Raw genomic sequence first — 17010 nt, forward strand, 5'->3', positions numbered from 1 at the left:
CGATGTTTCATGTGGGTAGCCTGAGATCCAGTTTACCGAGGATCAGGTAGGCCATGTTGATAAAGTTCTTGTGGGTACGGTAGCCACGGGCTTTTGCCTTGGCGGACTGGAGGAGGCTATTGAAGCCTTCCAGAATCCCGTTGGTGATCTGGCTCTCGAACCAGCGGAGCACACCATCCCAGTGATTCATGACGGTGTAGGCGACCTTGACCATTGGCGGTAATCCGCTGTCCTTGACGTTTTCCACCCAGGCCTTGAGCAGGGTGGCGCCCTGGTGGCGATTCTGGACGGTGAAGATTTCTTGGAAGGTCAGGCGAAGCTGATAAGCCTGTGCTGTCTTGAGGTTCTGGTTCTTGAGGATCTCCCGGAGCCTGGCGCTTTGCTTGGCGGAGAGCTTTCCCGGGTTCTTGAGCCAAAGCCAGCGGCTCTTTTTCAGGTCTGGTTGGGAGAGGGCTTCCCCCTTGCGTACGGCATCTACGGCCTCATTGACGAGCTTCATGAGGTGAAAGCGATCGAAGGTGACCTGGGCGTTGGGCAGGTGTTCTGCGGCCCCTTTTTGGAAGGCTGGCGAGAGGTCCATGCTGACCTCCGTAATGGCCTCGGCGCTGCCGCCATGGGCCTGCAGATCTTCGGCGAACTGCGCAAAAGTCTCGGCATCCTTGCCGGGTGTGGCAAACAGCAGGCGCTTCGCCACGAGGTCCACAAACAGGGTGATGTAATCATGGCCGCGCCGGCTGCTCGTCTCATCGATACCGACGGAATGGACCTCTGACATGTCCGCGGCCTCGCGGGCCTTGGCGACGTAATGATCGAGCACCCGCCAGAGTCGCTGGTCCGTCTCCCGCACTAGGCGGGAGACCGTCAACACGGGCATCTCCCGGACCATGGCCATGACTAGAGCCTCAAAGAGCAGCGTGAATCCCGAGCCTTCCCGCGCCCAAGGGACGGATACCAAATGCACGCCGTGTTCCGGGCAATGGACCCGTGGTACGCGGGCATGGAGATAAGCCGCATGCTGGAAGAAGTCGAGGTGACGCCAGACCTTCTCCTGGGTGTCATAGACCGGGCAGTCCTGGCCGCAGACCGGACAGGGAAACTGACTACCCCTTGGGAAGTTCACATGCAGGTCCAGGCGCTTTTCCTCCACCGTGAACCGCACATCGTCCACCATCCACGGCGGAACCAACCCCAACGCCAGAGTGAACAGTTGATTACCTTGGTCCATCCTTATCCTCAGCTCGCTGCCCTTCCCATAAAGCAATCATACCGCCTTACCCACTCAATGTGTCGAGGAGCCTCCAACCTGGATGGTAGTGCTGAGGATGTAATTGGAAAAATCTACCCGGAAGGCCTGCAGTTGGGAGGTCCAAGGACCCATTTCCCAGTTGGTGCCAAAGGTATAGGTCTTGGCACGCTGGGGCTGCAGGTTAGCATTGTAGGTGCCGGTATAGAATTGATTATACCCTGGCGGATTGCTGTTTTCCGTATAATTAACATAGGCATGCCAGTTGGGCAGGATGCGCAGGTTGGCACCCACGGAGGGCAGCACCGAGGAGAAATTGACATTAAATTGCCCCGGAAGCTTTCGTGCCAAGGCGACATCGTCTACAAAGCTGCGCTCGGCGTAGAGGTATTTGACCCCCGCGGTCAGGCGCAGTGCATCAATTGGTTTATAATTAAAGACCAAATAGGGTTCGTAAGTGTTGGTAACCACTGGCTCGTAATAATTGGCGCCGATGTAGGTATTGGCCAAGCTGTAATAATTGGCCGCATGCAGGGTATTATTGTGGTTGAACCAGAAGCCAAGCTCGGTATCCACCGGCCCGAGCGGAAAGAGCAGGCGAGCGATGTTGCCCCAGCGGTGGGTCAAGTTGACACTTTGACGCAAAAGTGCTCCACCATAACTGCGCGGATTTGCCGAGATGATGGATCCCGCAGGCGTCAAGAGGGTGGTGTTAGAAGTCGTTGCCCCGGCACCAAAACCATCACCATAGTAGTAGTAGAACTGATCGGAATAGCGCACGCGTCCAAGGTTTCCCTCATACTTTGCGTATGTCAACCAATTAAGATAATTGTTATAGTTAAAGCCGGTATAGTTCGTATTGATACTGCCGTTAGCGTTGTATAAATTGCTCGTATAACTATTGTAATCCTGACCGAACTGCGCCTGTTGGGCCGCCGTTGCACCGTTGTAGTAATTGAAGCGTTGATTGTTCTGGGTAAAGAATAGAGTCAAATCGCCGGGGCCAACATGGGTGACGGACTTGAAGAGGAACTGGGTCTGGATGGCGCCATTGTTTTGAAAGTATCCGTCGCGTTGGATCTTGTTGACATAGAGCCAAGCCGAGGTGGGTGCGATATTCTTGGCAAAGAGCCCGGTATTGATCAGGCCGCCGTAATTGTATTTGCCAAAGGAGCCGCCGCCGACGATGGGACGGACCATGGGAAAGGGCGAGGGCTGCAAGCTATTGGTAGCAAAAGCACCGCCAAAGGCTGCTAGACCAGGCAATGCAGCGGATTCGGCGCCGGGGTAATACTGCGCATTGGCAACGAGAACCGAGGGGATGAATTCGTTGGTGTAGTAGGTATAGCTGTCGTTGTCGTTGAGGGGGATGCCATCCAGCGTGAAGTTGATGAGCGACTTGCCGAAGCCGTTGATGTAGACGTCATCACCATCCATGCTGTCGCCGCTGCTGACCACCATGGCATTGGGCAAGGTATTGAGCACCTGAGTGTAGGAATCGGTGGGGCTGATCATTTCAAACTGCCCCTTGGTGATGGTGGTCTCCTGCTGGGTGGCAGTCTTATCGAATTTCTGCACGCGCTGGATATCACTCTTGGGCGTCTGGCCCACATTCAGCTTGGGGGCTGCACCAAAAAATCCGGACCCGCTGCTAGCCGTTCCGGTAACTGTACCCAGAGACTGGGTATCGGCATGGGCATTGGTCTGCGCCAACGCGACAATGGCGGCGACTACAGACAGCGCCAAGGAATTCTTCAGCTTCATGTTGATACGCTCCTATCGATGGTGAGTCACTTGGGTCGCGGCTCTTGGTCTCTCCTGCGTGGGGAGGACCTGGAATAGGAAAGACGATATCAGAGAAATGTTACAGTTGTGTGAATCTTTTGTTGCAGTTTCATGACACCTCTCATCCTCCCTGGCCGGAAAATTGTGCTATGCTGCATCTTATTGATCCTATGGAGGGATTCAGTTATGTCCTACATGTCCTATGCGAGATTTGCGGTCGCCGTCTTCCTCCCGCTTGTGCTTTCTGCCTGTGCGTCGATGTCGCCGGTGGCGGGAAACTTCCCTCCCATCACGCCGCGGCAGGCGCAAAGTGGAGCCGAGAATGGCAAACTCGTGCGCTGGGGTGGTGAGCTGATCCAGGCAGAGCCCGAGGCCCGGCAGACCTGTTTTACCGTGTTGGGTTTCCCCCTCAATTCCGAAGGCCGCCCGGTGCTCGGTCGTCAGTCCGCAGATGTCGGGCGCTTCCTTGCCTGTGCTCCTGGATTCTATGATCCAACGCTATATGCGCCGGGACGGGAGATGACGTTTATCGGCACCGTACAGGGCATTGCGACCAAAAAAGTGGGCGGCTTCGAATATCCCTATCCACGCCTGAGTGCCAGTCAGGTGTATCTATGGCCCCTACCGGAGCCGGAGCCGCGTATGAGCACGGTCGTCGTTGGCGGCGGATGGGGTTGGGGTTGGCCGGGTTATTACGGTCCGTTCGGTCCACGTTTTGGGTGGATGTATCCCTGGTGAGCTGATCTCGCCCAGATATTGCGTGTCCTGCGCGTGGCACCGTGTTAGAATCCAATCTTTGTTGGCGGGACGAAAATGATTCGGAGTATGACAGGCTATGCCCGGGTGGCGGCGGGCGGGGCGGACGATGGACGATCCTGGGAGGTCCGCGCGGTAAACCACCGTTTTTTGGAAATCGTCCTGCACATTCCCGACAGCCTGCTGGGCATCGAGGCTGAGCTGCGTCGTCGGGTCGCGCAGGTAGTCAAGCGCGGCAGGGTAGAATTGTGGTTCCGCCAGTCAACTCAGGAAGAGCAGTCCCGTATCCGCATCAACCCGGCCCTGCTGGCTGATTTACGGGGCGCCGTGGGTGAGATTGCGGAGCTATGGGATTTACCGCTCCCCGCCCCCGATCCCCTCGACCTGTTGCGCTGGCCGGGAGTTTTGCAGTCACGCGAGATGACGGAGGAAGTTCAGCCCGAGGCATTGCTGGCGCAGCTCGACGATGCGCTATTGGAGTTGCAGCAATCGCGGCTGCGCGAAGGCGCGGCACTTGCCGAGATTTTCCTGCAAAAGCTGCAGGCCATGGAAGCGATACTGCAGTCTCTGCGCGCGCAGCTCCCCGGTATCGAAGCGCGGCTGGCGGAGCGTCTGGAACGACGTTTGGGTGATCTGCGGCAACAGGTGGAGCCCGGTCGATGGGAGCAGGAGCTGATTTTCTATTTGCATCGGCAGGACGTAGCCGAGGAAATGGAACGGTTGGCAACACACCTCGTAGAAATTCGTCAAGTGCTGCAACGTGACGAGTCGGTTGGACGGCGTCTGGATTTCTTGGTACAGGAATGCAATCGGGAAGCCAATACCCTGGGTTCCAAGGCGGCCGACCAGCAGGTCAGTCAGGCAGCCATCGAGCTCAAGGTGCTGATCGAACAACTGCGCGAGCAAATTCAGAATGTGGAGTAGCAATCATGAGTGATCGCGCCCATCATGCGGGAATTCTCTGGATCATCTCGGCGCCTAGCGGCGCCGGCAAGACCAGCCTGTCTCGTGCTCTGGTGCAGGAAACTACGTCTCTGCGCACATCAGTGTCTTTTACTACGCGAGCACCCCGGCCGGGCGAGATCGATGGCCAAGACTATCACTTCATTTCAGCAGAGCAGTTTGCTGGAATGGCAGAACGTGGAGAGTTTCTGGAGCATGCGCTGGTGCACGGCAACCGTTATGGCACCGGCGAATCGTGGGTGAAAAAGCAGCTGTTCTCCGGGGTCGACTGCTTGCTGGAAATCGATTGGCAGGGTGCGCGCCTAGTGCGGGAGCGCTTGCCGGAACATGTGGTGAGCGTTTTCATCCTCCCACCCTCTTTGGCCGTTCTCGCTGAGCGCTTACGGGGTCGCGGCCAGGACAGTGACGAGGTAATTGCTCAACGACTGGCGGCAGCGCGGGAAGAGCTGCTACATTACGATGAGTTTGACTACTTGGTGGTCAATGAGGATTTTCAGCATGCCTTGGGGGATTTGCGTTCCATCCTGCGTGCCGAGCACCTGCGGCGCAGTCGCCAGCAGCATGAGGAGCACGCGCGTTTGCGCGAACTTTTGGCGTGATTTTGTAAAACAGTGAGGAAATGCCGTTATGGCCCGTATTACCGTGGAAGATTGTCTGGAGAAGATCGAAAATCGGTTCGAACTGACCCTGGTGGCGGCGCGTCGCGCGCGCCAGCTCGCCAGTGGTGCGCAGCCACTGGTGCCCGTCGATCGTGATAAGAATACCGTGGTGGCACTGCGCGAAATCGCCGCCGGCTCGGTGAGCCGCGCCATTCTCGATGAGCCGGCGCCACCGCCTCTGGCCAGTTTCCCTGGCGCTGCGCGGCGGGAGTCTGTAGGTATCGAGGATGTCGGCAGCGACTGAACTCAGCAACCCGGCGGACTCCGTTTTTCTGGCGGAGGCTGCCGAGGTTTTGCAGCTCTCGCCGGTGACTCCCGCTTTGGGTGACCCCTGTGCGCCGTTGCGCCTGCTGCTGCAGCGGTATCTGTCGCCGGAAGATGAGCAGAAGGTGCGAGATGCCTACGAGCTGGCGGCATTGGCACATCGGGAACAACGGCGTCGTAGTGGCGAGCCCTACATTCATCACCCAGTGGCGGTTGCCTGTATCCTCGCTGAACTCCAGCTGGATGTTGCCACCATACAGGCGGCCCTGCTACATGATGTCATAGAGGATTGTGGCATCAGCAAGGACGAGCTGACGGCGCGCTTTGGCGCCGAGGTCACCGAAATGGTGGATGGCGTCAGCAAACTCGGCCAAGTGCGTTTCGAAACCCGGGAAGAGGCGCAGGCGGAAAACTTCCGCAAGATGTTCCTGGCGATGTCGCGCGACATTCGCGTTGTGCTGATCAAACTTGCTGACCGCCTGCATAATATGCGGACCATGGGGGTAATGGCGGCGGACAAGCGCCGGCGTATTTCCCGGGAGACTCTCGATATCTATGCGCCAATCGCCCAGCGTCTCGGGATCCATGCCATTCGTATCGAGTTGGAAGAACTCGCTTTTTCGCATCTGTACCCAAAACGCTGGCATGCCTTGAATCAGGCCATCAAGGCAGCCCGGGGTAATCGTAAGGAAGGTGTACAGAAAATTGGACAGCTGATAGCCGAACGTTTGCGGCAGGAAGCCATCCATGCCCAGGTGAGCGGGCGGGAAAAGCATGTTTACAGCATCTATCGGAAAATGCAGCGCAAGGGACTCCCCTTTTCCGCCATTCACGATCTGCATGCCTTTCGCATCATTGTCGACGATGTCGATACCTGCTACCGAGTGCTCGGTATCGTCCACAGTCTGTTTCGTCCGATTCCCGGACGTTTCAAGGATTATATCGCCATCCCGAAATCGAACGGCTACCAGTCTCTCCATACCATCCTGCTGGGGCCGTTTGGACATCCGGTAGAGATTCAGATTCGTACCGAGGATATGCATCGGGTGGCGGAAGCCGGGGTGGCAGCGCACTGGCTCTATAAAAGCGGAATTCAGCGGGCCCATGCCGAGGCGCAGGCGCGCGCATGGATCCAGCGCCTTCTCGAGCTACAGGCACAGGGCGGAGATTCACAAGAGTTCCTGGAAAGCCTGAAGATGGATCTCTTTCCCGATGAGGTCTACGTCTTCACGCCAAAGGGCAAAATTCTGGGTTTGCCGCGCGGTGCAACGGCGATTGATTTTGCCTATGCGGTGCACAGTGATATCGGTAATCGCGCGGTGGCTGCCAAAATCAATGAGATCTATGTGCCGTTACGCAGCATCATCGACAATGGTGACAAGGTGGAGATCATCACCGCCGAGTCGGCGCATCCCCAGGCGGGCTGGCTGGAGGTGGTGGTTACCGCCAAGGCGCGGGCCAATATCCGCTCCTACCTCAAGACCATACAACGCGGCGATGCGGAACAACTCGGGACTAACCTGCTCGACAAGGCCTTGCGTAGCCTGGGAACAACCATCGAAGCGCTGGCGGAAGAGGATTTTCAGCGTGTCTATTCCACGTTCCAAGTGGCAGACCGGAGCGCCCTGTTGGTGTCGATCGGTATCGGTCAAGTAATCCCGTTGGTGGTGGCACAAAAGCTCGTACCTGAGGAGGAGCGAGGGCGATTGGCGCAAACGGCGCGGCGGCTGGGGCAGGCGGTCAGTTCACTGTTGCCTGGCCGGCCTGGGCGCGAAGCGGGGCACAACCAGCCGTTGCTCATCCGTGGCACCGAGGGGATGCCGGTCACTCTGGCGCGTTGCTGTCGTCCCATTCCCGGTGACCCGATCCTTGGCTTTATCACGGCGGGCAAGGGGATCGTCGTGCATACCCACGATTGTCACAATATTCGCGAATGGCGTAAGCGTCGCGACCGCTGGGTAGATGTACAGTGGGATCCCGAGGTGCATTCCGAGTTTCCGGTCTTGGTGCGGGTCGTGGCGGAGAGCGGGCGCGGGGTCCTGGCGCGGGTGGCAACCCACATCGCCCAGGCCGATGCCAACATCGATCATGTCGATATCGAGCCTCAGGATGGCCTGTATACCGGTATCACCTTTACCATCACTGTCCGCGACCGCGATCATCTTGCCCAGGTCGTGCGGAATTTGCGCTCCCTGCCTTCGGTGTCGCGGGTGCAGCGTGTGAAAGGATGAATTTCAGGAGACTGTCTCATGCCAAAACCTGTTCATAGTGCAGAAGCCCCAAAGGCCATCGGCGCCTACAGTCAAGCCATGATCCATGGTGATTTGCTGTATCTATCTGGTCAGATCCCGATCGATCCGAAAACGGGAGAGCTGGTTGACGGAGACTTTGCTGCGCAGATGCAACAGGTCCTGAATAATCTGCAAGCCGTCTGTGTGGCGGCGGGAACGGACCTGCGCCGGGCGGTGAAATTACAGGTTTATCTGAGTGACCTCAGCAATTTTGCGACGGTCAATGCGCTCATGGAGAGTTTTTTTACCCCTCCGTATCCGGCACGCGCGGCATTACAAGTTGCCGCCTTGCCCCGCAACGCGGCAGTGGAGATCGACGGCATCGTTGCCTTGGCTGAGGCGGATCATGCTACCGGCTGATCTGCAGCAGCCGGTTCGCGTACTTCTGCAACGCTATCCGGAATTACGTGGCTTGTTGGAAGAAAAGGGAATCCACTGTAATGAGTGTTTCGTCGCCGAGCGAGAAACCTTGGCTGGCGTAGCTGCCATGCATCATCTCGATCTACAGTTGCTGCTGCAGGACTGGGAAAAGCGCCGCGCGCGAGACGCCAACGCCTGAAGATATGGCTGTATCGCGTCCAGCGCTGCATCTGCAGGATCCCTTGGCAGCGTTCCCTGGCATCGGACCAGCCATTGCCGGGCGGATGGCAGTCTTGGGTCTGGAAAGGATCGAGGACCTGCTTTTTCATCTTCCCCTGCGTTTTCAGGATCGTCGGCGCCTCATGCCGATTGCCTCTCTGCAGCCGAATATGGAATGCGCGGTGCTGGGGGAGATTGTCGATCTGCAGCGCCAGACGGGCCGGCGAGAGCAGTGGTCGCTGCGCCTTGCGGATGCAAGCGGGGCAGCCCTTCGCCTGCGATTTTTCCACCTCAGCCCGGCCTTGCGCCAGCAATGGCACATCGGTCGCAGGCTCTGGTGCTTTGGTGAACTGCGTCTGGGCGTACAGGGTCTGGAGATGGTGCATCCAGAGTGGCAGCTTGCCGATCGTAAGGATTTTCGGCCTCCCGAACATCTGACACCTTTTTATCCCAGCACTCAGGGCATCCATCAGCAGCAGTGGCGGCGCTTCATTGCAGCGGCACAAGAATTGTTGCCAAGCCTTGCAGATCCCTTACAGGCATACCTTCCGCAGTGGCCGAGCCTAGCCGATAGTATTCGTTACCTGCATCTGGGAGGGGGGCGGGCGCCCATGCCAGCGGACCGGGAGTGGCAACGAGTCGCCTTGGAAGAGCTGTTGGCGCATCATCTGGCATTGCGTCGGGAACGCCGGAGAAGCGCTCCGCAACTCGTGGAATCCGCGCCTGATCCCAGTCTTTGGCATCGGCTGCGCGCGACCTTGTCTTTTTCGCCAACTCCAGCGCAGGAGAGGGTGATTGCCGAGGCGGTAGCCGACCTGGCGAGTCAGCGGCCAATGCGACGGCTGGTGCAGGGCGACGTCGGTTCGGGCAAAACCCTGGTGGCCGTTGCGATTCTCTTGCATGTGGTGGCGACGGGTAAGCAGGTTGCCGTCATGGCTCCGACCGAAATCCTCGCAGTGCAGTTGTATGAGCGTCTGCAGTCCTGGTTGTCGCAGCTGGGCGTGGCGGTGGGAATCCTGCTGGGTAGCCAGGGAGTGCGTCAGCGACGCGCCACCATGACGGATGTGCAGGAAGGTGGCCTGTCGGTTGTTTGCGGGACACAGGCGCTCTTTCAGGAGAATGTGGAGTTTGCCCGTCTTGGCCTAGTGATCATTGATGAGCAGCATCGCTTTGGTGTGGACCAACGTCGACGTCTTCTGGAAAAGGGCGAACTGCCACATCTCCTGGTGATGACCGCGACCCCCATCCCACGCACTCTGGCCATGACCCTGCATGCCGATCTGGATGTCTCCAGCATCGATGAATTGCCGCCGGGGCGGCAACCCATCGACACCCTGGTGCTGGCCGATGACCGACGGGAGGAATTGATTCAGCGGCTGCATCACCTGCTCGCCGCTGGGCGCCAGATTTATTGGGTCTGTCCGTTGATCGAGGAGTCCGAGGTTCTGCAATTGCAGGCAGCCGAGACCAGTCATGCCGATTTGCAGATGGCATTGCCGGATATTCCCATGGGATTGCTGCATGGGCGCCAGCGCAGTGAAGAGAAGGCGCAGGTGATGGAGGCGTTTCGGCAGGGAAAGTTGCGAATATTGGTGGCGACAACGGTGATAGAAGTGGGAGTCGATGTTCCCAATGCATCGGTTATGGTGATTGAACATGCCGAGCGTTTGGGATTGGCGCAATTGCATCAGTTGCGTGGCAGAGTTGGCCGTGGACAGCAGGCCAGCGTTTGTATCTTGATGTATCATGCGCCGCTTTCTGCGAAGGCGCGGGAAAGACTGCAGATCATGCGTGACTCCCAAGATGGCTTTGCCATTGCCCGTAAGGACTTGGAGATGCGGGGACCGGGAGAGTTTCTCGGGGTACGGCAGAGCGGCGAACGGAATTTGCGGTTTGCCAATCTGTTGCGCGACGAAGCGCTTTTAGCCCTTCTTCCAGGGCTTGCCGAACGCCTGGAGCGGGACTGTCCAGAGGCGATCGATGCACTCGTCCAGCGCTGGTTGGGCTCAGGCACCGCTTATGCCGCAATAGGCTAAAAAGAAAGGAGTAATCAGGGAGTCGCCCACTTGTAGACAGTCAGCGACGGGCTGGAGTATCCTGCAAAAAATTTTATATTAGCGCGAGGAAGTACGCGTGGGACGTTGTCATCATTGGTCTGTAGCCGTAGTTGCTATGGCTTTTCTGGGCGGCTGTACTTCGCAGTTGCCGTCGACCCCGGTCCACTCGGTCGCCTACTACGCGGCGCGCATCCCCCCGCCACCGGTCAGTCCTGCGATTTCCCCGGCACCGGTGCAGTCCGTGGCGCCGCGGGATGAGACTTTGCACATTATCGTCAATACCGATCAGCGCAAGCTGTATCTATATCGCGGCTCGACCCTGTTGGCCAGCTATCCGGTTGCTATTGGCTTTGGCGGTTCGGCCCCGCGCCGGATTCGCGGCGATAACAAAACCCCCGTCGGGCACTATCACATAGGGTATGTACGCTGGGGAACCCAATACGGACCCTTCATGCTTCTCACCTATCCCAACCGGCACGACGCCGAATGGGGTTTACGTGAAGGGATCATCTCTCGGAGCCAGTATCACGCGATTGTGTCCGCCATCGACAATGGACAAGTACCGCCGCAGAACACGCCCTTGGGCGGATACATCGGAATTCACGGTATGGGACCAAACTTTTCTTATGATCGTACTGCCAGAGTGTTCCCAGGCCGCTGGACAGCGGGATGCGTGGCGCTCTCCAATCACGACGCACAAGATATTGCGAGCATGGTCGAACCCGGCACGCCAGTAGAAATTGTTGGACAGGTGGCGAGTTATCCCGAGCAGATTGACGAAAGCGGTCGTCTGGCTTTTCAGTATCATCACGTAGCGGATAAAGGACTGAAATTCGGCAGTTCAGCCAGCGGGCAGTCACCCCAAAAAGTGCGGAACGAGTGATCTTTCAGATCTCATCGCGAAGAAGCATTTCTGCAAACCAGCAAATGCGGTTGCGGCCCTCGGATTTGGCTTGGTAAAGGGCATCATCGGCACGAGATAAAATGGTGGAGATGGTACTGTCGCCTGCTTCCATCGCCGTGGCACCGATGCTGACGGTTATCTGTATGCTCGTTTGCGAGCTGATCGCCACCGAGTGATCGCTGACTTTTTGTAGGATCCGTCTGGCCAGAGAGGTGGTATTCTCGATAGAAGAATCTTCGCAAATCAAGAGGAACTCTTCTCCGCCAAGGCGTCCGAAGTGATCGGTGCTGCGCAACTCATTCTGAACCACCCGAGAAAATTCGCGGAGTACCTTATCCCCTGCCAAATGTCCGTGCTGATCATTGATTCTTTTGAAATGATCGAGGTCCAGGATGCACACGCTCATATCGCGCTGATGGCGTTTGTAGCGCGAAAGTCTCTTTTCCAGCTCTTCCAGACTGAAGCGCCGGTTGGCGATACCGGTGAGCTCATCTCGGCTTGCCAGTTCTTCCAGTCTGCGCTCCAGTGCACGACGTTGGGTAATGTCGCGCCAAATACCCTCTACCCCGGCATACTGACCCGTTTCATCAAGTAAAATGGTACTGCTGATGGAAATGTCGATAATTCTTCCATCTCGGCAGCGCATCTGTCCCGGAAAGTCGTGAACATATCCCTGTTTTTTTATGATTTCCACGAGTTCCTTGCGATCATCCTGGTCAGGATAGAACGCAGCGGCTGGCAGGCCAATAATCTCGTCGGGAGAATAGCCAAGGATATTGCGCACCGATGCGCTCACATAGCGTGTGATGCCATCAGCATCAGTGCGGTAAAAAACGTCCTGCATGGTGTTCATGAGGTGTTGAAATTGCGCATCGCTGTCACGCAGACGCTTTTCCATCGCGCAGCGTTCGGTCATGTCGAGAAAAGTGGCAATGAGGCCTATGCGGCCGTCAATCAGCAAAGTGCGACTCGTCAGGGCGATAATCCGAACCTGATGCTGGCAGGTGTAAATCCGAAACTCGGTAGGCGGGTTTATGATATGGCTCGTCTCGGCGCGACGAATGCGGGCGATGACCCGCTCCTGGTCGAGGGGATGAATGAATTTGTGAACGGATTGTCCGAGAACTTGATCGATGCTGTCAGCCTGAAAAATTTGAAGCGCAACCGTATTGGCGTAGAGAATGACATCGGACGCGAAGACAACGACCGCAGTGGGCAGGGCGTCGAAGACCGAGCATTCCTCTGTCGTAAGCACGTAAGCCCGTGCCGGTATGGCCTGGTCGCCCATTCCCCTCCTCAAAAACCCCTCGTGATGAACCTTCCTAGCCTCTTCTTACAGGACGACTTCGTGATGATTATCATGATAATGATTGCTGATGGTCAAGGATCGACCGGCAAAAATTTTCTACCCTGCTGTTTGCCCTGCTTCCCAGCCACGGCGGATACAGTCGCCCAGCGCGACGCCGCCGCGCCAGTTGCCCAGCAGTGACAGGCCCGGCCAATCGCGTAGGAGACGATCGATGGCGTTGATGCGTTGGCTGTGTCCCAGGTTGTATTGCGGAATGGCGCGCGGCCAAAATTGCGCCCGCTGGAAACTGGGCTCGCCCTGGATGCCCAGGATGGAGGAGAGATCATCCAATGCCTGGCGAAAGAGGAGAGCTTCTTCCTGTGGGATCGCTTCCTGCGCGCCGCCCAGAAACACCGTAAGCAGTACCTGGCCATCGGGCGCGCGGCGGGGGAAAAGGGTGGAAGAGAATAGTGCCCCCAGGGTAGGGATACCCAAGCGCCTGGGGATCAGCACGCCAAAGCCATCCAAGGGATGCTCCACCTGCGTGCGAGGAAAACCCAAGGCAAGCGTCGCAACACTGGGGTATTCAATTTCTGCGAGGTGATCGCGTAGTGGTTGCGCAGTCGAAGGCAGAATGCGAATGATCGCATCAGTGGGGAGGCAGAGGAACAACCGTTTGGCCAGTAGCGTGCCGGTTCTGCTCTCCACTCTCCAGCTCCGATCGACAGGAATGATGGCGGTTACCGGCTCGTTGCAGCGCAGTCTATCGCCCAATTTTGCGGCAGCGGCGCGGGGCAGATCCTGCATGCCGCCGGCAAAGGATAGTAGGCGACTGCGCATAGCCGGGCGCTTGCGGCGCAAGCCGGCGAGCAGCAAGGATCCGTACTCCTGCTCCATCTGCGCCAGACGAGGGAGGCTGGCGGCGACGGACAGGCGCTCGGGATCGCCAGCAAAAACCCCGGAAACAAAGGGGTCGACCATCCAGTCCAGCACTTCTGGACCCAGACGCCGGCGCACGAACGTTGCCACGGACTCCTCTGCCGCCGCGCGGGCGTGGAAGGGTTCACCAAGGAGGCGGAGGCGAGCACCGGGAGACAACAGCTTGCCACCCAGGAGGGCAGCAGGACCAAGCGCAACCAGTCGCTTGTGCCGATTCAGAACAAAACGGCGACGGGCAAGAGGATTAGCGGCAATGCCGTCGAGAGCAAGACGCTGGAGCTGGTCCGCCACCAGGGGGTCGCGGACGAGCAGGGTGTTGGGGCCAAGGTCGTAGGTAAAGCCGTCTTCGGTGCGGCTACGAATATTGCCACCCGCCTCCGCGCGCGCCTCGAGCAGCAGAAATTCTTTTCCCTCTTCCTCCAGGCGCAGAGCCAGACTGAGGCCGGTTATTCCAGCACCAACAATCAGGTAGGGCAGTACGTCCACGTTTCATTCCTCCTGCGGTAATTCCGCAGCGTATGCGCGGCTCTGCAGATACCAGCGGTGCGCGTGCCGGAGCAGGGCGAGCAAGATGGCAGTGACGGGTAGGGCGATGAGAAGACCCACAAAGCCCAGCAATTGCCCGCCCGCAAGGACGGCAAAAATCACCAGAACGGGATGCAGGCCAATGCGGTCACCAACCAGTACGGGGATGAATAGTGTGCTTTCGAGGACTTGTCCGACGCCGTAGACCGCCCAGACTTCTGCCAGTGAGAGGAGTGTGCCGCCCTGAATATACATCGCCAGAGTCGCGAGAATGATGCCGCTGACAAAGCCCAGGTACGGGACAAAACTCAGGATTCCGGAGAGCAGGCCGATGAGCAGAGCGGTTTTCAGGCCGACGATGCTGAGCCCGATGGCATAGGTGGCGCCCAGAGCAAGCATGTCGAGCAGTTGTCCGTGAAGAAAGGCCATCAGCATCCGGTTGGAATCGGTCGCCAGTTGCCGGACCAGGGCCAGCTGACGACGCGGGATGAGCTCGTCGAGGCGCTGCAACAGTCGCGGCCAGTCCCGCAACAGGTAAAACGTGATCACCGGAATGAGCAGAAAGTTCATCAGAAACGCTAGAATGCCGGAGCCTGATACCAGTGCAACCTGGAGGCTGCTGCTGGCCCAGTGGGCCAGCTTGCTGGCATTTTTGCTGGCATAGGCCGTCAGCGAGTGACTGTCTATGGGGATGCCCAGGCGTTGCGAGATTTGCGGTAGAAACTCCGTCTGCAGCAGCTTGGCATATTGCTGGAGATAATCGATGGCAATCAGGGTCTGGGCACGCACCGTGGGTAGCAAAGCGACGATGATCGCGGCAGCCAGCAGCAGGGCGAAGAGAAAAACCAGGGTGGTTCCGACTGTCCTACCGATGCGCCAGCGCTGCAGGAGAGTTACCAGGGGATTGCCCAGGTAGGCGAGTACGCCGGCGATCAGGAAAGGAGAAAGAATGGGACCCAACAAGTAGATCAGCCACAGGAACAGGGCGAGGGCGAGCCACGGTAGCCAACGTTGCGGCATGTTCAGGACTGATCCGAGGCCAGAGGGCAAGGGACACCCCGTTGCCGACAATCAGTGCAGACTATGGCCGCTGCCCTCCGCCGCCTCCAGCATGACCTGCTGCACCTCCGGGCGATAGTCGCCTTGCAGAACCTGTTGCCGACCCTCCTGAAAAAAAAGCTGCGCGTCGGCGGGAAGGAATTTTTGCAGGGCCGCAAAAGCGTCGCGCATCAGCTCTGGCTCTTGCGCACGAGTGGCGGTGATGCCCCAGTTGAACAGCAGGATGCGCCAGGGACGTTGCGGATCGTTGCTCTCCAAGTCGGCGGCATAATCGGCCTCGGCGGCTGCCACTACCGCCCCCATCAGGCGGGACAGACTGGCGAGTGCCCCCGGATCCCGCTCGCCGTTGGCCAAAACCGCCAGGCCGTTTACCACCGGATCGAGGGTATGGATCGGTTGCTGCTCCTGTACCAGCCAGGCGGCGATACTGACACTGACCACCTCGAGTGCTGCCTTACACTTGCGCTCGCCCAGACGATCGGCCCAGGTAGCCAGATCCATGAGCAGGCCGATGCTGAGATCCCCAATCCTCTCTGCCTCATCCTCCGGCAACGAAGGGTCCCACTCGGTGGTGTCTTTCTCCAGCACGAGGAAGAGCTGACGCAAGGCATCCACCAGTTGCGGCGGCGTGATCTGTTCGCCGGTGGCGATCTTGCTTTCGGCGAAGCGGGCGAGGAGGGGTTGCACCTGCTGTTCGAAACGAGCCTTGGCGCTGGCGATGTCGGCGAGAGTGGGCAAGGCGAATTCCTCAAAGTGCGAAAATTCTCCTTTGATGATACCATGAAAACCTTGTTGACGTAGTGTGTCCGGAGCTTGTCATGTCACAGTCCACTCCTCCGCGTTCTGCGGTCGATCTCCACATGCATTCATTGCATTCCGATGGCAGCATGCTGGTTGAAGACTTGGTCGCGCGGGTAGTCGAGCGAGGAGTCCGTCTGATGGCGCTCACCGATCATGACAACACCGCCGGGATTACTACCGCCGCGACGGAAGCGGAGCGCTTGGGTATCGATTTCATTCCTGGCGTCGAAATATCGAGTGAATGGAGTGGGATCGGTATCCACATCGTTGGCTTGGGTATCGATATCCAAAATCCGGAGCTTCAGATGGGCCTTGAGCGAATCATGGAATTTCGCGACTGGCGTGCTGCGGAAATCAGCCGCCTGCTGGATAATGCCGGAATTCCTGGCGCCGAAGCCGGGGCGCGCAAGCTGGCCGGAAGTCGTATGGTCGGGCGCACCCACTTTGCGCGCTGGCTGAAGGATTCCGGCTATTGCCGCGATAACGGAGAGGCCTTTCAACGGTGGCTCGGGCGCGGACAGATGGCCTATGTGCCGAGTGACTGGATTCCCATGCGTGACGCGATATCCTGGATACGCCTAGCGGGGGGCGTTGCTGTGGTTGCGCATCCAGGACGTTACAAGCTGAGTGCGGAGCGCCTGCGCGAGCTGTTCGTAGAGTTCCGTGATGCTGGCGGCGGAGCCATCGAGGTCTCGTCGGGGTCGCAGGCGGCGGCTGATCGAGAGCATCTGGCCAAGTTGGCGCGGCAATTGAATCTTGCTGCCTCCCTCGGTTCGGATTTTCACGGCCCGGAAATTGGTCATGCCGAGCTCGGGCAGTTGGCGCCCCTGCCCGTTGGGGTGCAGCCGGTTTGGGAGTGCCTCGGGCATTCGTTCCCCCTTTCACCAGTTCACTGAC

At 58.2% G+C, this 17010-nt stretch carries 16 protein-coding genes; 10 read left to right on the forward strand and 6 right to left on the reverse strand.

The window, feature by feature from the left end:
• Positions 1–7: 7 nt before the first annotated feature.
• Together ORD17_RS08860 and ORD17_RS08865 are read right to left on the reverse strand one after the other, a co-directional pair.
• Positions 8–1225, reverse strand: a complete 1218-nt coding sequence (locus tag ORD17_RS08860; protein ID WP_014003049.1) for an ISL3 family transposase — start codon at positions 1223–1225, stop codon at positions 8–10.
• 54 nt (positions 1226–1279) lie between these two features.
• Positions 1280–3007, reverse strand: coding sequence for a TonB-dependent receptor domain-containing protein (locus tag ORD17_RS08865; RefSeq protein ID WP_308388030.1), 1728 nt, complete (start codon positions 3005–3007; stop codon positions 1280–1282).
• Between the two features lie 207 nt (positions 3008–3214).
• On the opposite strand from ORD17_RS08865, the gene ORD17_RS08870 reads away from it, so the two are divergent.
• The 9 genes from ORD17_RS08870 to ORD17_RS08910 all read left to right on the forward strand — a co-directional run bounded on the left by ORD17_RS08870 (position 3215) and on the right by ORD17_RS08910 (position 11480).
• Positions 3215–3766 (forward strand): Slp family lipoprotein, encoded by a 552-nt coding sequence (locus tag ORD17_RS08870; protein ID WP_308388032.1) that lies wholly within the window; start codon positions 3215–3217, stop codon positions 3764–3766.
• A gap of 87 nt (positions 3767–3853) precedes the next feature.
• Complete coding sequence (locus tag ORD17_RS08875; protein WP_308388034.1) at positions 3854–4708, forward strand: YicC/YloC family endoribonuclease; 855 nt, start codon at positions 3854–3856, stop codon at positions 4706–4708.
• A 5-nt stretch (positions 4709–4713) separates the two neighbouring features.
• The gene (gene gmk, locus ORD17_RS08880) at positions 4714–5346 is read left to right on the forward strand and encodes a guanylate kinase (protein ID WP_308388035.1); all 633 of its coding nucleotides are present in this window, start codon (positions 4714–4716) and stop codon (positions 5344–5346) included.
• 28 nt (positions 5347–5374) lie between these two features.
• Positions 5375–5650, forward strand: coding sequence for a DNA-directed RNA polymerase subunit omega (gene rpoZ / locus ORD17_RS08885; RefSeq protein WP_308388036.1), 276 nt, complete (start codon positions 5375–5377; stop codon positions 5648–5650).
• Entirely contained in the window at positions 5634–7901 is a 2268-nt protein-coding gene (locus tag ORD17_RS08890) for a bifunctional (p)ppGpp synthetase/guanosine-3',5'-bis(diphosphate) 3'-pyrophosphohydrolase (protein ID WP_308388038.1), read from the forward strand. The genes rpoZ and ORD17_RS08890 overlap by 17 nt, the downstream gene beginning before the upstream one ends.
• Positions 7902–7919: 18 nt before the next feature.
• Positions 7920–8321: a RidA family protein gene (locus tag ORD17_RS08895; protein ID WP_308388039.1), complete on the forward strand. Its 402-nt coding sequence runs from the start codon at positions 7920–7922 to the stop codon at positions 8319–8321.
• Entirely contained in the window at positions 8308–8520 is a 213-nt protein-coding gene (locus ORD17_RS08900) for a DUF1858 domain-containing protein (protein WP_308388041.1), read from the forward strand. The genes ORD17_RS08895 and ORD17_RS08900 overlap by 14 nt, the downstream gene beginning before the upstream one ends.
• Before the next feature lie 4 nt (positions 8521–8524).
• Positions 8525–10576: an ATP-dependent DNA helicase RecG gene (gene recG / locus ORD17_RS08905; protein ID WP_308388043.1), complete on the forward strand. Its 2052-nt coding sequence runs from the start codon at positions 8525–8527 to the stop codon at positions 10574–10576.
• A 136-nt stretch (positions 10577–10712) separates the two neighbouring features.
• Positions 10713–11480, forward strand: a complete 768-nt coding sequence (locus ORD17_RS08910) for a L,D-transpeptidase (protein WP_308388044.1) — start codon at positions 10713–10715, stop codon at positions 11478–11480.
• 4 nt (positions 11481–11484) lie between these two features.
• Here ORD17_RS08910 and ORD17_RS08915 read toward each other — a convergent pair whose 3' ends face one another.
• From ORD17_RS08915 to ORD17_RS08930, 4 genes are all read right to left on the reverse strand, one after another.
• Positions 11485–12789, reverse strand: a complete 1305-nt coding sequence (locus ORD17_RS08915) for a diguanylate cyclase (RefSeq protein WP_308388045.1) — start codon at positions 12787–12789, stop codon at positions 11485–11487.
• A gap of 117 nt (positions 12790–12906) precedes the next feature.
• The gene (gene hemG, locus ORD17_RS08920; RefSeq protein WP_308388046.1) at positions 12907–14214 is read right to left on the reverse strand and encodes a protoporphyrinogen oxidase; all 1308 of its coding nucleotides are present in this window, start codon (positions 14212–14214) and stop codon (positions 12907–12909) included.
• Between the two features lie 3 nt (positions 14215–14217).
• Positions 14218–15273: an AI-2E family transporter gene (locus ORD17_RS08925; RefSeq protein ID WP_308388047.1), complete on the reverse strand. Its 1056-nt coding sequence runs from the start codon at positions 15271–15273 to the stop codon at positions 14218–14220.
• Positions 15274–15324: 51 nt separating this feature from the next.
• Complete coding sequence (locus ORD17_RS08930; RefSeq protein ID WP_308388048.1) at positions 15325–16050, reverse strand: hypothetical protein; 726 nt, start codon at positions 16048–16050, stop codon at positions 15325–15327.
• Between the two features lie 80 nt (positions 16051–16130).
• On the opposite strand from ORD17_RS08930, the gene ORD17_RS08935 reads away from it, so the two are divergent.
• Positions 16131–17009, forward strand: a complete 879-nt coding sequence (locus tag ORD17_RS08935) for a PHP domain-containing protein (protein ID WP_308388049.1) — start codon at positions 16131–16133, stop codon at positions 17007–17009.
• Position 17010 lies beyond the last annotated feature (1 nt).

This window comes from Acidithiobacillus sp. AMEEHan (assembly GCF_030996345.1).
In the GTDB taxonomy this organism is placed as follows: domain Bacteria; phylum Pseudomonadota; class Gammaproteobacteria; order Acidithiobacillales; family Acidithiobacillaceae; genus Igneacidithiobacillus.